Origin of the sequence: Fulvivirga ligni (assembly GCF_021389935.1) — a bacterium.
In the GTDB taxonomy this organism is placed as follows: Bacteria; Bacteroidota; Bacteroidia; order Cytophagales; family Cyclobacteriaceae; genus Fulvivirga; species Fulvivirga ligni.
Map to the genome: position 1 here is coordinate 4,506,961 of NZ_CP089979.1, position 13,917 is coordinate 4,520,877.

At 39.3% G+C, this 13,917-nt stretch carries 12 protein-coding genes; 10 read left to right on the forward strand and 2 right to left on the reverse strand.

Annotation, left to right across the window (positions count from 1 at the left end):
• Positions 1 to 160: 160 nt before the first annotated feature.
• The 7 genes from LVD16_RS18945 (at position 161) to LVD16_RS18975 (ending at position 7,135) form a co-directional block, all read left to right on the forward strand.
• The gene (locus LVD16_RS18945) at positions 161 to 505 is read left to right on the forward strand and encodes a PadR family transcriptional regulator (protein ID WP_233769855.1); all 345 of its coding nucleotides are present in this window, start codon (positions 161 to 163) and stop codon (positions 503 to 505) included.
• Positions 495 to 1,091, forward strand: coding sequence for an HAAS signaling domain-containing protein (locus LVD16_RS18950; protein ID WP_233769856.1), 597 nt, complete (start codon positions 495 to 497; stop codon positions 1,089 to 1,091). Before LVD16_RS18945 ends, LVD16_RS18950 begins: the two co-directional genes overlap by 11 nt.
• Complete coding sequence (locus tag LVD16_RS18955; protein ID WP_233769857.1) at positions 1,091 to 2,416, forward strand: serine hydrolase domain-containing protein; 1,326 nt, start codon at positions 1,091 to 1,093, stop codon at positions 2,414 to 2,416. Before LVD16_RS18950 ends, LVD16_RS18955 begins: the two co-directional genes overlap by 1 nt.
• Positions 2,417 to 2,566: 150 nt before the next feature.
• Positions 2,567 to 3,847, forward strand: coding sequence for a retropepsin-like aspartic protease (locus LVD16_RS18960; RefSeq protein ID WP_233769858.1), 1,281 nt, complete (start codon positions 2,567 to 2,569; stop codon positions 3,845 to 3,847).
• 83 nt (positions 3,848 to 3,930) lie between these two features.
• On the forward strand, positions 3,931 to 4,296 hold the full coding sequence (locus tag LVD16_RS18965; protein WP_233769859.1) for a DUF2200 domain-containing protein: 366 nt from the start codon (positions 3,931 to 3,933) through the stop codon (positions 4,294 to 4,296).
• A gap of 1,600 nt (positions 4,297 to 5,896) precedes the next feature.
• Positions 5,897 to 6,703 carry an alpha/beta fold hydrolase gene (locus tag LVD16_RS18970; protein ID WP_233769860.1) on the forward strand — a complete coding sequence of 269 codons (807 nt, stop codon included), beginning with the start codon at positions 5,897 to 5,899 and terminating at the stop codon, positions 6,701 to 6,703.
• Between the two features lie 75 nt (positions 6,704 to 6,778).
• Entirely contained in the window at positions 6,779 to 7,135 is a 357-nt protein-coding gene (locus LVD16_RS18975) for a bleomycin resistance protein (RefSeq protein WP_233769861.1), read from the forward strand.
• Positions 7,136 to 8,303: 1,168 nt separating this feature from the next.
• On the opposite strand, the gene LVD16_RS18980 is transcribed toward LVD16_RS18975, so the two are convergent.
• On the reverse strand, positions 8,304 to 10,373 hold the full coding sequence (locus LVD16_RS18980) for a CehA/McbA family metallohydrolase domain-containing protein (protein WP_233769862.1): 2,070 nt from the start codon (positions 10,371 to 10,373) through the stop codon (positions 8,304 to 8,306).
• A 338-nt stretch (positions 10,374 to 10,711) separates the two neighbouring features.
• Here LVD16_RS18980 and LVD16_RS18985 point away from each other — a divergent pair, with 338 nt between their 5' ends.
• Complete coding sequence (locus tag LVD16_RS18985; protein WP_233769863.1) at positions 10,712 to 11,287, forward strand: hypothetical protein; 576 nt, start codon at positions 10,712 to 10,714, stop codon at positions 11,285 to 11,287.
• A 30-nt stretch (positions 11,288 to 11,317) separates the two neighbouring features.
• Here LVD16_RS18985 and LVD16_RS18990 read toward each other — a convergent pair whose 3' ends face one another.
• Entirely contained in the window at positions 11,318 to 12,244 is a 927-nt protein-coding gene (locus LVD16_RS18990; RefSeq protein WP_233769864.1) for a hypothetical protein, read from the reverse strand.
• 196 nt (positions 12,245 to 12,440) lie between these two features.
• Here LVD16_RS18990 and LVD16_RS18995 point away from each other — a divergent pair, with 196 nt between their 5' ends.
• Entirely contained in the window at positions 12,441 to 13,184 is a 744-nt protein-coding gene (locus LVD16_RS18995; RefSeq protein WP_233769865.1) for a DUF1835 domain-containing protein, read from the forward strand.
• Positions 13,185 to 13,311: 127 nt separating this feature from the next.
• The gene (locus LVD16_RS19000) at positions 13,312 to 13,902 is read left to right on the forward strand and encodes a Crp/Fnr family transcriptional regulator (RefSeq protein ID WP_233769866.1); all 591 of its coding nucleotides are present in this window, start codon (positions 13,312 to 13,314) and stop codon (positions 13,900 to 13,902) included.
• The last annotated feature ends 15 nt before the right edge of the window (positions 13,903 to 13,917 follow it).

Genomic DNA, 13,917 nt, shown 5'->3' on the forward strand with positions numbered 1-13,917 from the left:
GCAGACTTAGCAAGCACAAAATTCAAAAAAAATCATGCGAAAACACCTCTCAAGCCCCTAAAACAGCTTTCTGAAAATTATTTTCGATATACATAGCATAACAATGTATTATATTTCATATACTTGCATTGTATTACTACTTAATATAAACCACGATGCTTTGGAAAATCAATTTTTAGAAAAATGGAAATCACAAGTCAAGAAAGGGACACTATCCTTTATTGTACTGAATGCCATCAGCAAAAAAGAGCTTTATGGCTATGAACTGATTGAGATGATTAAGGAAGCCACAGACATAGAAATTGCCGAAGGCACCTTATATCCTCTAATGAACCGACTGAAAAAAGACGGTCTGGCCACCTCAAAATGGGTGGAGCAGGAATCAGGTATTCCCAGAAAATACTACCTGCTTACCAAGGAAGGTGAAGCCACTTTAAAACTCATGCAGAACTACTGGAATGAGTTAGATACTTCAATTAAAAACTTTATGCAAGATGGAATTTAGAGCAATAGAATTTAAAGATACCAACGCTCAGCGCGTATACAACAACTACATAGCCACACTTAAGAATGTAACAAAACCATTATCTACTTCTGATTCACAGGAAGTTTTGATGGAGTTTAATAGTCACATTTACGAACACTTGCAGCAGACAAGCACGCAGCCTGAGTTAGAAAGATTATTAAACATCATTGATAAACTTGGCGCTCCGGAAGAGGTACTCAGACCACTGGTTGCAGATAAGCTTCTTGAGAAAGCCACTAAATCCTTCAATCCGGTAGATGTGCTACGAGCTTTATCGGTAAACATTACAAACGGCCTAAGCTATGCCTTCTTCGCCCTGTTGTACTTAACATTAGGAGGCTTTGTTTTCTTGATCTTCGCTAAGCTATTCAATCATGATCAGGTGGGCATGTTCTATCAAGATGACAAATTCACCGCGCTGGGTATGGTAAAAAACTCTGAAAACTACCAAGAGGTACTCGGCGACTGGTTCATACCGGCCATGATCCTTTCTGCAGTTATCACCTATATATTGATAACCCTTTTATTAAAAATTAAAAAGTCATTCAATAAAAAGACATCCTGATGAAAAATTCATTAATCACCCTATTCCTTCTATTTACCTTATCTGCTTTTGGTCAAGACTTTATAACTTCAGAAAAAGCTGCTGAAATAGAAGCTTATATCAAACACTTTGATAGCAACCACCAACTGATGGGCTCCGTTGCCATTCAGGAAGGGAATACCACCAGAGTCAATGTCACTTTTGGGGAAGCCAATTTAACTGATAATGAGCACCTTAAGTATACCGTAGGCTCTATATCCAAATTGTTTGTGGCCGTAATGATAGCCCAACTTCAGGAAGAAAATAAGCTCAACTTGGACACCAAGTTAAGCAAGTTTTTCCCTCAAGAGCCTAATGCTAAAAACATCTCTATCAAACAGATGCTTAACCACACCAGTGGATTGAAAGATTTTGTTTCAAAAGATGACAGCCTTCATTATTGGTTAAAAGAGCCGAGATCAGAAAAGGAAATTTTAGATGAAATTGTGAAACAAGGTGTGGCTTTTTCAGCAGGTGATAGCATAAGTTATTCTAATTCAGCCTACTACCTTCTAGGGAAAATTTTGGAAATCAAATATAAAAGCGATTTCAAGAGTATTGTGAATAAACAAATAGTGGAACCACTGCATTTGAAGAACACTGTTGCCATTGACAATAAGAATATCACAGCTCACGTGGCTTCGTCATATACAAGAGCCGAGAATGATTGGAATGTTATTGAAGAATTTTACTTCCCAAATGTAACAGGAGCTGGAAATATTGTGTCAACACCCACAGACCTGAACACGTTTATTAGTGCTCTTTTCAGCCATAAACTTATCAAAGAGGAAACTCTAAATGCTATGCTTCCTAAAGGTAAAGACTGGTTTGGTTTAGGTATAATGAAGGTGCCATTCTATGACCTCATAGCCTATGGACATGGTGGTGATACCTACGGCACCCACTCGGTAACCGTTCATGATCCTAAAAACAATCTTACCTATAGCTATGTGATTAATGGTGAGAAATATCCCACTAATGATTTTGCCATAGGGCTGTTAAGCATCATATACGACAAGGAATATACCTTGCCCGAATTTGGTACCTATAATCCCGATCTTGCGCTTTATCCTTTGTATGAAGGAACCTATGGTGCAGAAGGCTTCCCAATTGATATAAAGATATTCAAAGATGGAGACAAACTGTTAGCTCAGGGTGATGGTCAACCGTCATTCCCTCTCACCCCCACAGATAAGCATAGCTTTGAATTCAAAACAGCTGGAGTAAAGGTGACTTTTGATCCAGATAACAAAAAGCTAGTTCTGCATCAGGGAGGCCAGGCCTTTGAGTTGATGAAGAAGATTTAGTTTAGAACCAGCCGGGGTAATTGTTTATTCCGGCTGGTTTACATACTTAATCATCAAGTTCACCACCTAACTCACCTCTTTAACCACTCACCCACTCCGCACCTCTTGACTTAGGATTATTACGTAATAACATTTAATAAATCCTAGACCATGAAAAACCTATCCTACCTTCTTCTGACCGCACTCTTATTGTTAGGCTGTTCTACAGCTGAAAAACCAGAGAATATTGATCCGTATCTTTCAGGTTTGCTGAATAAAAATGACTACTTCCGACTTCGTGATGAAGTGAATAAACACGGCAATTTGCTTCCTGAAGATAAACGGCTCTACTATCTAACCCATATTAAAAGCGCATTTTTCAAAGGCACTGAATCTAATGAATATGCAGATGAGCTGCTCAAGAGCTATGGCGAAAAGCTCAATGATTCTACGTTGATTGAATTATATAACATTAAGGCCAACAACCACCTGAGAGCTTATGAGTATGAAAAGGCCGCCTCGTCCTACAGCACTATTTTAACAAAGTATAGTCATGGCCTGGACAGCGCCGAGATAGCCGATTATGAAAACAGCAAAGCACTTTTTGGTGCCTTAAATAAGGTGAATGCTCAAAAAATGCACTTAAATAAAAATACCACAATCCCAGGCAAAAGAAACCAATTTACTCACCTGATGGTGCCGATTCGGGCAGGTGGAATCAATGATGAATTCATTTTTGATACGGGAGCCAATCTTTCAACCATCGCCAGAAGTATAGCCGACACTTTGGGCTTCAAGATTATCGAGGCCAGCATACAGGTGGGCTCATCCACTGAGCATATGGTACAGTCAGAATTAGCTGTGGCTGACACCCTCTATTTAGGCGATATCCTTTTTGAAAATGTGGTCTTTTTAGTCCTACCAGATGAACAATTGAGCTTCCCTTCCATCAATTATGAGATTCATGGAATAATTGGTTTTCCCGTAATCTATCAAATGGGTGAAGTGAGACTATCCAACGATGGTTCGATATTTATACCAGCCCATCCCGTCAAAAAAGAGCTCAACAACCTGTTTATGTCCGGCTTAACACCTATTACAAAGCTGATTACCCCTGATGATACATTGCTCTGTAATTTCGATACCGGAGCTACCAGCACCGATTTATCAGTGCAATATTATCAGCGTCACAAACAGAACATAGAGCAAGTTGGCGAACTGAAGAAGCGACAAATGGGTGGAGCTGGGGGCATGACTGAATCAGAACAATATATAATTCCTGATTTCAAATACACACTAGGATCTAAAAGCGGCACTATTGATTCAGTGGCTGTTCACACTATGGAGCTAAAATTTATGGAGGGTTACGATGCCAATATAGGTCAAGATATTATAACACAATATGACCAGCTCATACTGAATTTTAAAGATATGTATATAGATTTTGAATGAGGCTGAATTGCCACCATTGACATAAAAGGATTATCTAAATAGGTGTTTTTTTAATACTTTGGTTAAAATAATAACGCAGACCAATGATCACTACTCCTGAACACGATGCCAAGATTGCCAAGATGACTTTTTCGTCAGTATACCCTCATTACGTTACCAAAGTGGAGAAAAAAGGCCGGACCGAAGAGGAGCTCCTTCAGGTAATAGAATGGCTCACCGGCTTTGACAAAGCTCAATTGGATAAACTGAAAGATGAGAAGGTCACTTTTGAAACGTTCTTCAACCAAGCCACTTTAAATCCCAACGCCGAATTGATAACAGGAGTCATCTGTGGATACAAAGTGCAAGACATTCAAACCCCTCTAACCAAACAAGTCAGATACCTCGACAAACTTGTAGATGAACTAGCCAAAGGCAAAAAGATGGAGAAGATTTTAAGAGAGGGTTAATTAAGGTAATACTTCTAGGAATTGTTAGGTTGAATTGTGGTGAAACATGTGCACCTCAGGTTGTTGCACTCTAAATATAGTCAGCAATTCTGATCGTCGACCCTTCGACGGGGCTCAGGATGACTCGGTGACGGTATTTAATTGTGATATAATCATTTCGTTTATAAAGTTTAAAGAATGAGTCATAAGCATGAAGATTCGTAGGTTGAGACACTACGAAGACGAGGGCTTCATAAAATGGCAATAGCACCTAACTATCACAAAACGTCATTCTGGAATTCAGTAGCGTAGCGGATGAATATCCGGAATCTTACTGTTGGGTTTCTAGAGGCTGAACAGTAAGATTCCGGCTCTCCGCTGCGCTGCGGCCGGAATGACGTTTAGTTTGGCTTATCTGTTCTTTTCTATGAAGTCCAAGTTGATTTAACTGGGTGGAGCTTCGTAGGTGGAGACACCTACAAAGGCGAGGGCTCCATAATTGCTCGGATGGTAGTGAGACATATTGGCACTTCAGGTTACTGCCCCTCTAAACATAGTCAGCAATTCTGATCGCCGACCCTTCGACGGGGCTCAGGATGACTCGGTGGTGGTCTTCAAATCTAAACAGCATCACCTCGATAGAACCATCTAATCTTGCTGCTCAGTCGTAAGGTGAACTTAATATAAAGAACAGGCTTATCTCAAGTCCTTAGTGGCAGTCCATACCTATTGCATGCTGCCGCTCTCGGAAGACCTTGCAGCAAGAAAGATTTTTTTGTTACTTTTTTGATCGACTGAAAAAAAGTAAAGAAACCTGGGCTATGAAAAGCTGAAAGGATTAGTCGCAGGTCTGGAGTTTCGTGGGGGGGGAGACACCTACGAAGGCGATCAAAAGATAATGAAGCATATTCAGGCTGCCTATACTTTAAACCTAGTCAGCAATTCTGATCGCCGACCCTTCGACGGGGCTCAGGATGACTCGATGGTGGTCTTCAAATCTTGACAGAGCATTATCTATTAATTATAGAGGAATAAATCTTGCTGCTCAGTCGTGTGATAAACTTCATATAAAAAACAAGCTTATCTCAAGTCCTTAGTGGCAGTCCATATCTATGGAATAATGCCGCTCTTGGAAGACCTTGCAGCAAGAAAGATTTTTTTGTTACTTTTTTGAGCGACTGCAAAAAAGTAAAGAAACCTGGGCTATGAAAAGCTCAAAGGATTAGTCGTAGGTCTGGAGTTTCGTAGGTGGAGACACCTAAGGCGAGAGCTTTATAAATGGCAATATCACCTCACTATCGTAAAACGTCATTCCGGAATTCAGTAGCATAGCGGATGAATATCCGGAATCTTACTGTTGGGTTTCTAGAGGCTGAACAGCAAGATTCCGGCTCTCCGCTGCGCTGCGGCCGGAATGACGTTTAGTTTGGCTAATCTGTTCTGGAATTTCGCAGGTGGAGACACCTACGCAGGCGAGAGAAAGTAAGGCATGCTACCACTGGCATTACAAATGCCATTCTCTACAAATCCTTGTTGAAAACCAGGATTAGTCAGTAATACTTATAAGATTTGCACCCCATCTGTAACAAATCCTCTTCTATCCAGTCTCCCAATAAAAACCATGAAAACCCTAACCTTTTCTCTCATTTTCACATTTACCATCTTCTGCACTTCCACAGCGCAAACCCTTGATACACTGATCGATGTAGGTACACATAAGCTTCATTTTAAAATTATTAAAGGCTCTCGTACTCCCATTCTATTTGAAGCTGGTAATGGTGATGATGGAAGTGTTTGGGAGCCTATAGTCAACGAAATCCATAAGGCAACGCAAGCCACAATTATCACCTATGACCGTGCTGGGCTGGGTCTTAGCGAAATTGATACAACCACCATATCCTTTCAACAGGAAATTAAAGATCTAGAGACTGCATTAATAAAATTAGGTTTCAATGATGGCATTATGAATGTAAGCCATTCTTTTGGCGGCTTCTACTCAATATTATTTGCGTCTAAAAACCCTTCAAAAATTAAGGGCGCTGTGTTTATTGATACAGCTCTCCCCTGCTCGATGACGCAAGAATGGTCACAAAATTTCATAAGCAATATATCAGAAGAGGACTGGAAACTTATCAAAACCCATAAAATCGGGCTTTATTATGTTCTTAAGAACTTGTCCGACATTTCTAATTACATGAGCAATAAAACGCTTCCCGCCGCCCTACCAGTCACCATAATAGGCGCAGAAATACAACAGCCCTACCTCACACCAAATGAACAACAACAATGGATCGATTGTCAGGAAGCTTTTGGAGCCTTACCGAACCATAAATATGTGCAAGCTCAAGGCGCTCATCATAAAATATGGAAGGATAAGCCACAACTTGTAATAGATGAAATAGTTCAGATGTATAACAGGGTGAACTAGGCAGTAATGAATTACCGAAACAGTATATCCATATGAGAAAAAGGTTATCTTTAATCAAATCATAAAATCAACATTATGCTGACCTCCATCCATCCTAAACTTCCCATGCGAAATAAAAACGTCACTAAGGATTACTATGTTAATCAACTGGGGTTCAGCCAATTCGGAAGCGCTGACTATCCGGACTATCTTATGGTGGAGAAGGATAATGTGCAGATTCATTTCTTCTTATTCGAGGGGTTAAAGCCAAAAGAAAACTACGGTCAGATATATTTAAGAACGGATGACATTGAGCAACTGTACCAATCGCTTCTTGATAATGATACAGCAATACACCCCAACGGAAAACTACAAACCAAGCCATGGGGCCAAAAAGAATTCTCTTTGTTAGATCCTGATAACAACTTAATTACTATTGGCCAGGAGGTTTAGCTGCTTAAACAGGATTTCATTTCGAACGGGAGTGATACATATTTGCAACTCAGATTACCTGCACTCTAACATAGTTAGCAATTCTGATCGTCGACCCTTCGACGGGGCTCAGGATGACTCGGTGGTGGTCTTCAACTCTTGACAGTAGCACCTCGAAAATAGAACCATATAATCTTGCTGCTCAGTCGTGAGGTGAACTTAATATAAAGAAAAGGCTTATCTCTAGTCCTTAGTGGCAGTCCATACCTATTGCATGCTGCCGCTCTCGGAAGACCGTGCAGCAAGAAAGATTTTTTTTTTACTTTTTTGATCGACTGCAAAAAAGTAATGGAACCTTGGTTATGAAAAACCTGAAGAATTAGTACCGCAAAGGCCTGGAGTTTCGTAGGTGGAGACACCTACGAAGGCGAAGGCTACATAAATGGAAATATCCGAAGCGAATCTATTAGTCATGTCAGATGGTAGTGAGTCATATTTGCTCCTCAGATTACCTGCACTCTAAACATGGTTAGCAATTCTGATCGTCTACCCTTCGACGGGGCTCAGGATGACTCGGTGGTGGTCTTCAAATCTTGACAGCATTACCTCGATAGAACCATCTAATCTTGCTGCTCAGTCGTGAGATGAACTAATATAAAGCACAGGCTTATCTCAAGTCCTTAGTGGCAGTCCATATCTATGAAATAATTTCGCTCTCGGAAGACCTTGCAGCAAGAAAGATTTTTTTGTTACTTTTTTGATCGACTGCAAAAAAGTAAAGGAACTTTGGCTATGAAAAACCTAAAGAATTAGTGGCGCAAAGGCCTGGAGTTTCGTAGGTGGAGACACCTAAGGCGAGGGCTTCATAAATGGCAATATCACTTCACTATCGCAAAACGTCATTCCGGAATTCAGTAGCGTAGCGGATGAATATCCGGAATCTTACTGTTGGGTTTTTAGAGGCTGAACAGCAAGATTCCGGCTCTGCGCTGCGGCTGGAATGACGTTTCGTTTGAAGGTGATCTAACTGGCTGAAGATTCGTAGGTGGACACCTACGAAGGCGAGCGGCAGTAAGGCATGCTACCTCTAGCATCACAAATGCCATTCTCAACAACCCTCGATATAAACGGGGATTAGGACAAGTAGTATAGTTACCCCTCGCAATCAACGAGGGGCAACTCATATCCATTACTTTTTAAGATAAATACTTTGAGTAAAAGCTCCATTACCAGCTACATCCCAAACCTCTAACCTCACCCAAGTTCTTCCAGGGAGAGCTATTGATTTCGAGAAATCATCGGCTCCGAAAGCTGAGGTACCATTAAGGTCAATGCGCTCTCGGTATACTTTTTCACCATCACCAGATATGATCTCGGCGAAATTAAGCGGGAAGGTCCATTGAAGGTTGAATTTCACTTGTAGCTCCTCTCCTTGTTTCACAGTTATGGTTTCACCTGAAGATTTACCGTTCACAGTGAAAGAAGGAATCAAAACCTCTCCTGTGGTAGAGAAAAAATCACCGGTGGACATAGCATCAACTACTGGTTTCCATCCATTATCGAAGGTAGGAAGCTCGCCCAGCTTCATATAGTTAATGTTCATGTGGGCATACATCTCGTTCTCTTTAGTGATTGTAAAAAGGTCCGACTCAGCAATGACGTGCTTTTTGAGTCCCCAGTTGTTCATATCATCTAAAAGGTTCAGTACTCGCATGCCTAGCTTAGGGCTAGAGAGATCTGCCGGCATTGCCTTCCAGGCTCCTCCCATGAATTGATCATTTTTGAAGAATGCTTCACCTTTATAAGCATCAGGATAGCCAGTGGATCCCTTTATTCTCGGGTGAGCAGTCCAGGCTAAACCATGCTCTGCGTCTAATAATCTGGTCATTTCAGCGGCATCTTTTATATGATATACCTTCCCATACTTCGGGTTATCTGAAACAAACTGCTGTCCATCCTTTCTATCCATCACCCAATACACAGGGCTTGAAAAAAGCTGCATCCAATGGCCTCCGAAAAATTCATTTGGCTCTTCTCCGGGTAGTAAAAGAAACTCATTATCTGAGGCATTAGCACATAAATCAAACAAAGCCTTTAACTCTTCCAGGCGCAAACTATCTGGTCCTTTCGGATGTGCGGTGTAGTGGAATTCTCCCAGATGCACAATATCCACACCCATATCTTTAAACACCTGAGTAAATTCTGGTTTATCATTTTTACCCGCTCTTACCACATTCATTATAAACTCATTATGAAAATGGCTAGCCATTGTTTTATGTCCTTTAAGCTCGGGATAAACATCATTGTGGGTGAATAATTTCACCTCATCAAGCAGTTCTTGCGCAGTTCCATCACCTAAAAGACAGAAGAAATTTAGCCTTTGCTGGCTTTTTGGTGGGGCATTAAACCAGGGCACAAAACGATTATCACCTTTAGGGTCTTGTCTAATACCGATAGCATTGCGCTCAATCATATCTCTATAACCTGCCCCATGCCAAACAAAAGCCAAATTAAAAGCCTCGTCTAAAGGATAGAAATATTGATGAGGTGCGGGAAATACTGCAATGCCCCCAAAATCATTTGAACCGATTATGGTACGGTGCTTTACCTTCTCATTAGTAACAGTGGTCTCATTACCATTTATTGAATTGAACTCACCATTATTTTTAGCAAAAGACAATTGTTTAAAAGGTTGAGAGGTAGATAAGCCTGCATCATATAAAATAGCAGTAGAATCCTTATCCGTAGACACTACCGCAGCCAGGTTAATCAATGGTGAATCATTGTATATGGTTAGCTCAAACGCCCCTTTAAAATCAGGAGCAGACATCTCACCTATGGTCACCACCGTGCGTTTACCATGCTTGGTTACATTTACCTTATTCTTATCTAACTTCAGATGGTAAGACTCATAAGGCCTGGTGGGCACTTTATCAAAAAAGATAGTCCAGCCGTTTTCAGGCTTTAACGTTCTCCTACCTACATTCAGAAGAAACTCTGGCTCAGCATTTTGTAGTATCTCATGGTATTTACCCTTTTCATTAAAGCCCATCTTTGAAAACAAAGGCTTTGTGTTGTCAAGGTTTAAAACCAACTCACATTCTTTCTTTTTCCCTACAGGCCAGCTGATCAAAAGTTGATCACCTTTAGACTTAATTTGGGTAGCATTCTCCTTCAAGTTTCCGGGTAAGTTTACCGGTGTTTGAGGAAATGCCAGATGTGATAGTAAAATGCAAAATGCAATAAGAGAATATTTCATGATTAATTTTTCAGTAATAGCGATCTGAAATATAGAGATAATTATTAGAAAAATCGATTTAGTAGCCCAAATAATTAGAAAATATGATTATGAATTAATGAGTAAAAGAATAAAATACAGATGCCTCAGAGTTTAAATATGTAAGGAGATTACAAAAACATGAATCAGCTAGACCTAGTAGGTTCAATGCTTTGTTCCGTAAAACAGATCTATAAAAACAATGCAAGCGATTTGTCCAGAATTAGACAGCTATTGGAAAATATGTTTATGATAATTAAGTGGATTAAATAATATTTTAAATTAAAATAATTAAATTGCTTTCAATAAAAATTTAGCTAATGAAATATTTACTTGTAGCAATCACCTTAGTTTGTCTTTTCGCCTTCGCAGGTGCAACGAAAAGCGATGATAGTTCTGAATCATTTTCAACTCGAAAATCTGGTCCTATAGTAGTGAATATCAAAAAGCAGCCGCTAAAAATAGAACGCAAAGGAACCTACTACAAGAATATCAACCATTATAACATCAAAGACTTTCTAAATATGGAATCGCGTATTATGGTGTATACACCTACGCGAGAGCATTGGAGAGACCTTTCCAACAGTCTTTCTCAAATCCCTGCAGATACATTAAGATATCTTGATTCTTTGGACATCACTTCCGTCGGTAATGATCTAAAAGTCAAAATGTATTCTTCAAACTATGCATATATCACAGGTAATGAATTCACGATAACAGATCTGGGCGAAAAGGATACGCTAACAATTTCTGACTTAAAATTCTCAATGCACATAAAAGATAATATTGAAGACGCTCAAACCTTCCGTACAGGAGAATTTATTACCAAGTATGGTTTAAAGCAAGATCTTGACAGCGTAGATTACCGAATTACAGTGGATAAAGACTGGCTGTAGATTACCACATTACACCCTAATATAGGCCAGCTAGAACTTCTCTGCTGGCTTTACTGATAACTGCTGGTCTTTAAGTGCAAACAAAAGCCATATCCAGGTGAAAAATGCTAAAATGAAAGATAATCCCACATTTTCATAAAGTGCATCTTTGAGTTGCTCGTTGTATTGTAGCTGATAAAATGTTTCTCCTAAACTAAGGCCTTCCTTCATCAACAGGGCTATCATTGTTGCCACATTAGCCAGTATAATGCTCACAATGTTGGATATCACAATCAGGTATTTGGTTATTTTACCATGTTTACCTTTAAAGAAGGCGTACCCTTTCATTCCTAAAAAAGCTATTACTATCGCCATGGCGGAGGCAATTCTATCTAAATAAACTGCCAAAAGGACCCAGACTATAATTCCAGGAATTGAGAAAATAATGGCACCTAAAAAACCAGTCATATAATTCTTTTCCTCTGCTAATCTTTCACGCTCATAATCATAGAAACTTTTTTCCATCTCTCTATAGCAAGAATCGCAAAGCAAAGTACCCACCCCATTTATCTCATATTGCTTTAAAGAACCATTGGCAGAGCAGTTATGACAATGATCCTGTTCAGGGACCCCAAATTGTTTATAGATTCCGACCAAATGGTCAAGTAAAGCATATACTGTCTTTAATTTGGTGAATTTAAAATTTTCAAGAAATTGAAACACTATAGCATTTTCGTCCATTTGAAAATTTGAAAACTTTAGAGCCTTCTTATTAGCTTCCAAATCGCTTTGTATGGCCGACCTTTGTGCCTCTGTTAAATTAGCGATATTGGCTATCACATATTTATACTGCGGATTACTCAATATACTTCCATCACCTATATTAAAAAAATAGCCTTTATACAGACCAAATACACCATCTTTGGTTTTATGCCAATTCAGTTCTTTTGCAATTTTCTTAGCCTTTGGAAAAATCATAGAGCAAGATTTTAGTAGATTTAATTGGTTGTGATTTATCTGCTATATTATTACAGTAATAATAAATGCTATATTAATATAAAATAATATACATTAAACCATAAACAGTGTCGAAATTTTCAAATTAATACATCATAATTCCTTCGGCTGCTATACACATTATTTTAACTATCTTGTGTGTAATTAAATATGATGCATGAAACCACAATACCACATACTTAATGGCGATGCTTTGAAAGAACAGTTCCCGGCTAGTCTTGATGGGGAAATTATTGTAGCCAGGGAATGCCTGGTAGAAGGTGATGTTCAAGGGGCAAACCTGGAAGAAGTAATGACTACCCGAGCTAATTTTCTTCATAGCGTCTATGGAGAGCCATTGGAATCTTATCAGCAAAATACAGCGGAAGAATTTAGAAAAATTAAAGGCCTTGATTTACAAAGTGAAATTAACCTATGGTTTGAAGACGATCTCTTTTGCCAGGTAAACTTTTGGTTTGTAGCTCACATACTTGTAAGCGCAGGACACCAAGAGCATATATTTCTTATAAAACCAGAAACTCATACACCATATGGTTTTGCCAGCTATTCTCCTGGTGAGTTGATTAATCTCTATGCTAGCAGAATACAATTAAAAGAACTAAATAAAATAGCTTGCCTTTGGAATGCGTACCAGGCAAATGATTCAGACCGACTATTATCTACAGCTCATGAACTGGCGGTGGATTACCCCTTTATCTTACCGGCCGTAAAAGCTCACCTCGATAGATTACCTTCAAACAACCAGCCTGGCCGGCCTGTCGCCACTCTGAAACAGATCATGAATGAATTACATACTAAGGAGTTCGGTCCTGTGTTTCAAGAGTTTAGTAAAAGAGAAAGCATTTATGGATTTGGTGATTTGCAGGTGAAAAGACTGTATGATCAAATTTTGAGTGAATAAATACAACTGACCACACTTTAGCCTCCAGCTCTATCATAATTTACAGAAAATCATTAATTTAAGAGCTAATCATTCATTCCAATGAGAATAATGATATCGAATCTCTCAATTCGCTCTTAACCAACCAATGACCGACCAAGAATTAGCCTTTCAAGACATTTATCTTCGACAGTATGACCAATCAGAACCTGAAATAATAGGATATATTCTGCCTCATCTCACCTTTCAGTATATAAAGAAAGGTGGCTTTTATCTCTCTTTTGGAGATATTCAAACCGGCATGGGATATGTCAGTCAAGGCCTGCTAAGGAGATATTATATCAACGAAAATGGAAATCAGATCACAACCGGGTTCACTAAGGAGGACGAATACGTTACAGACTATCCTGCTTTTATTCGGCAGCGACCTACCCGGTTTTCTATTCAAGCTCTAGAACCCGCTATCATCATAAATCTCCCTTATGAGATAATTCAAGAATGCTATAGACGCTTCAAAAACAGCGAAATGCAAGGGCGATTAATCGCTGAAAATGTACTTACCATTTTGAATAACAGAGTAGAAGGCTTTCTTTTCAATACAGCCGAGGAGCGATATCTTCAATTCATAGAGGATCATAAAGATTTGATGAACCGCATTAGCCTTACTCATTTAGCTTCCTTTCTTGGCATAGAGCGACAATCTCTAAGTAGGATCAGGAAAAAATTGAGTGAAAAATGATTATGTCACATATGT

Excerpts from the sequence above, each read along its gene's own strand:
- LVD16_RS18985 (WP_233769863.1), top strand. The coding sequence starts at position 10,712 with ATGAAATATTTACTTGTAGCAATCACCTTAGTTTGTCTTTTCGCCTTC.
- LVD16_RS18980 (WP_233769862.1), bottom strand. The coding sequence starts at position 10,373 with ATGAAATATTCTCTTATTGCATTTTGCATTTTACTATCACATCTGGCA.
- LVD16_RS18965 (WP_233769859.1), top strand. The coding sequence starts at position 3,931 with ATGATCACTACTCCTGAACACGATGCCAAGATTGCCAAGATGACTTTT.
- LVD16_RS18960 (WP_233769858.1), top strand. The coding sequence starts at position 2,567 with ATGAAAAACCTATCCTACCTTCTTCTGACCGCACTCTTATTGTTAGGC.
- LVD16_RS18975 (WP_233769861.1), top strand. The coding sequence starts at position 6,779 with ATGCTGACCTCCATCCATCCTAAACTTCCCATGCGAAATAAAAACGTC.
- LVD16_RS19000 (WP_233769866.1), top strand. The coding sequence starts at position 13,312 with ATGACCGACCAAGAATTAGCCTTTCAAGACATTTATCTTCGACAGTAT.
- LVD16_RS18955 (WP_233769857.1), top strand. The coding sequence starts at position 1,091 with ATGAAAAATTCATTAATCACCCTATTCCTTCTATTTACCTTATCTGCT.
- LVD16_RS18970 (WP_233769860.1), top strand. The coding sequence starts at position 5,897 with ATGAAAACCCTAACCTTTTCTCTCATTTTCACATTTACCATCTTCTGC.
- LVD16_RS18950 (WP_233769856.1), top strand. The coding sequence starts at position 495 with ATGGAATTTAGAGCAATAGAATTTAAAGATACCAACGCTCAGCGCGTA.
- LVD16_RS18995 (WP_233769865.1), top strand. The coding sequence starts at position 12,441 with ATGAAACCACAATACCACATACTTAATGGCGATGCTTTGAAAGAACAG.
- LVD16_RS18990 (WP_233769864.1), bottom strand. The coding sequence starts at position 12,244 with ATGATTTTTCCAAAGGCTAAGAAAATTGCAAAAGAACTGAATTGGCAT.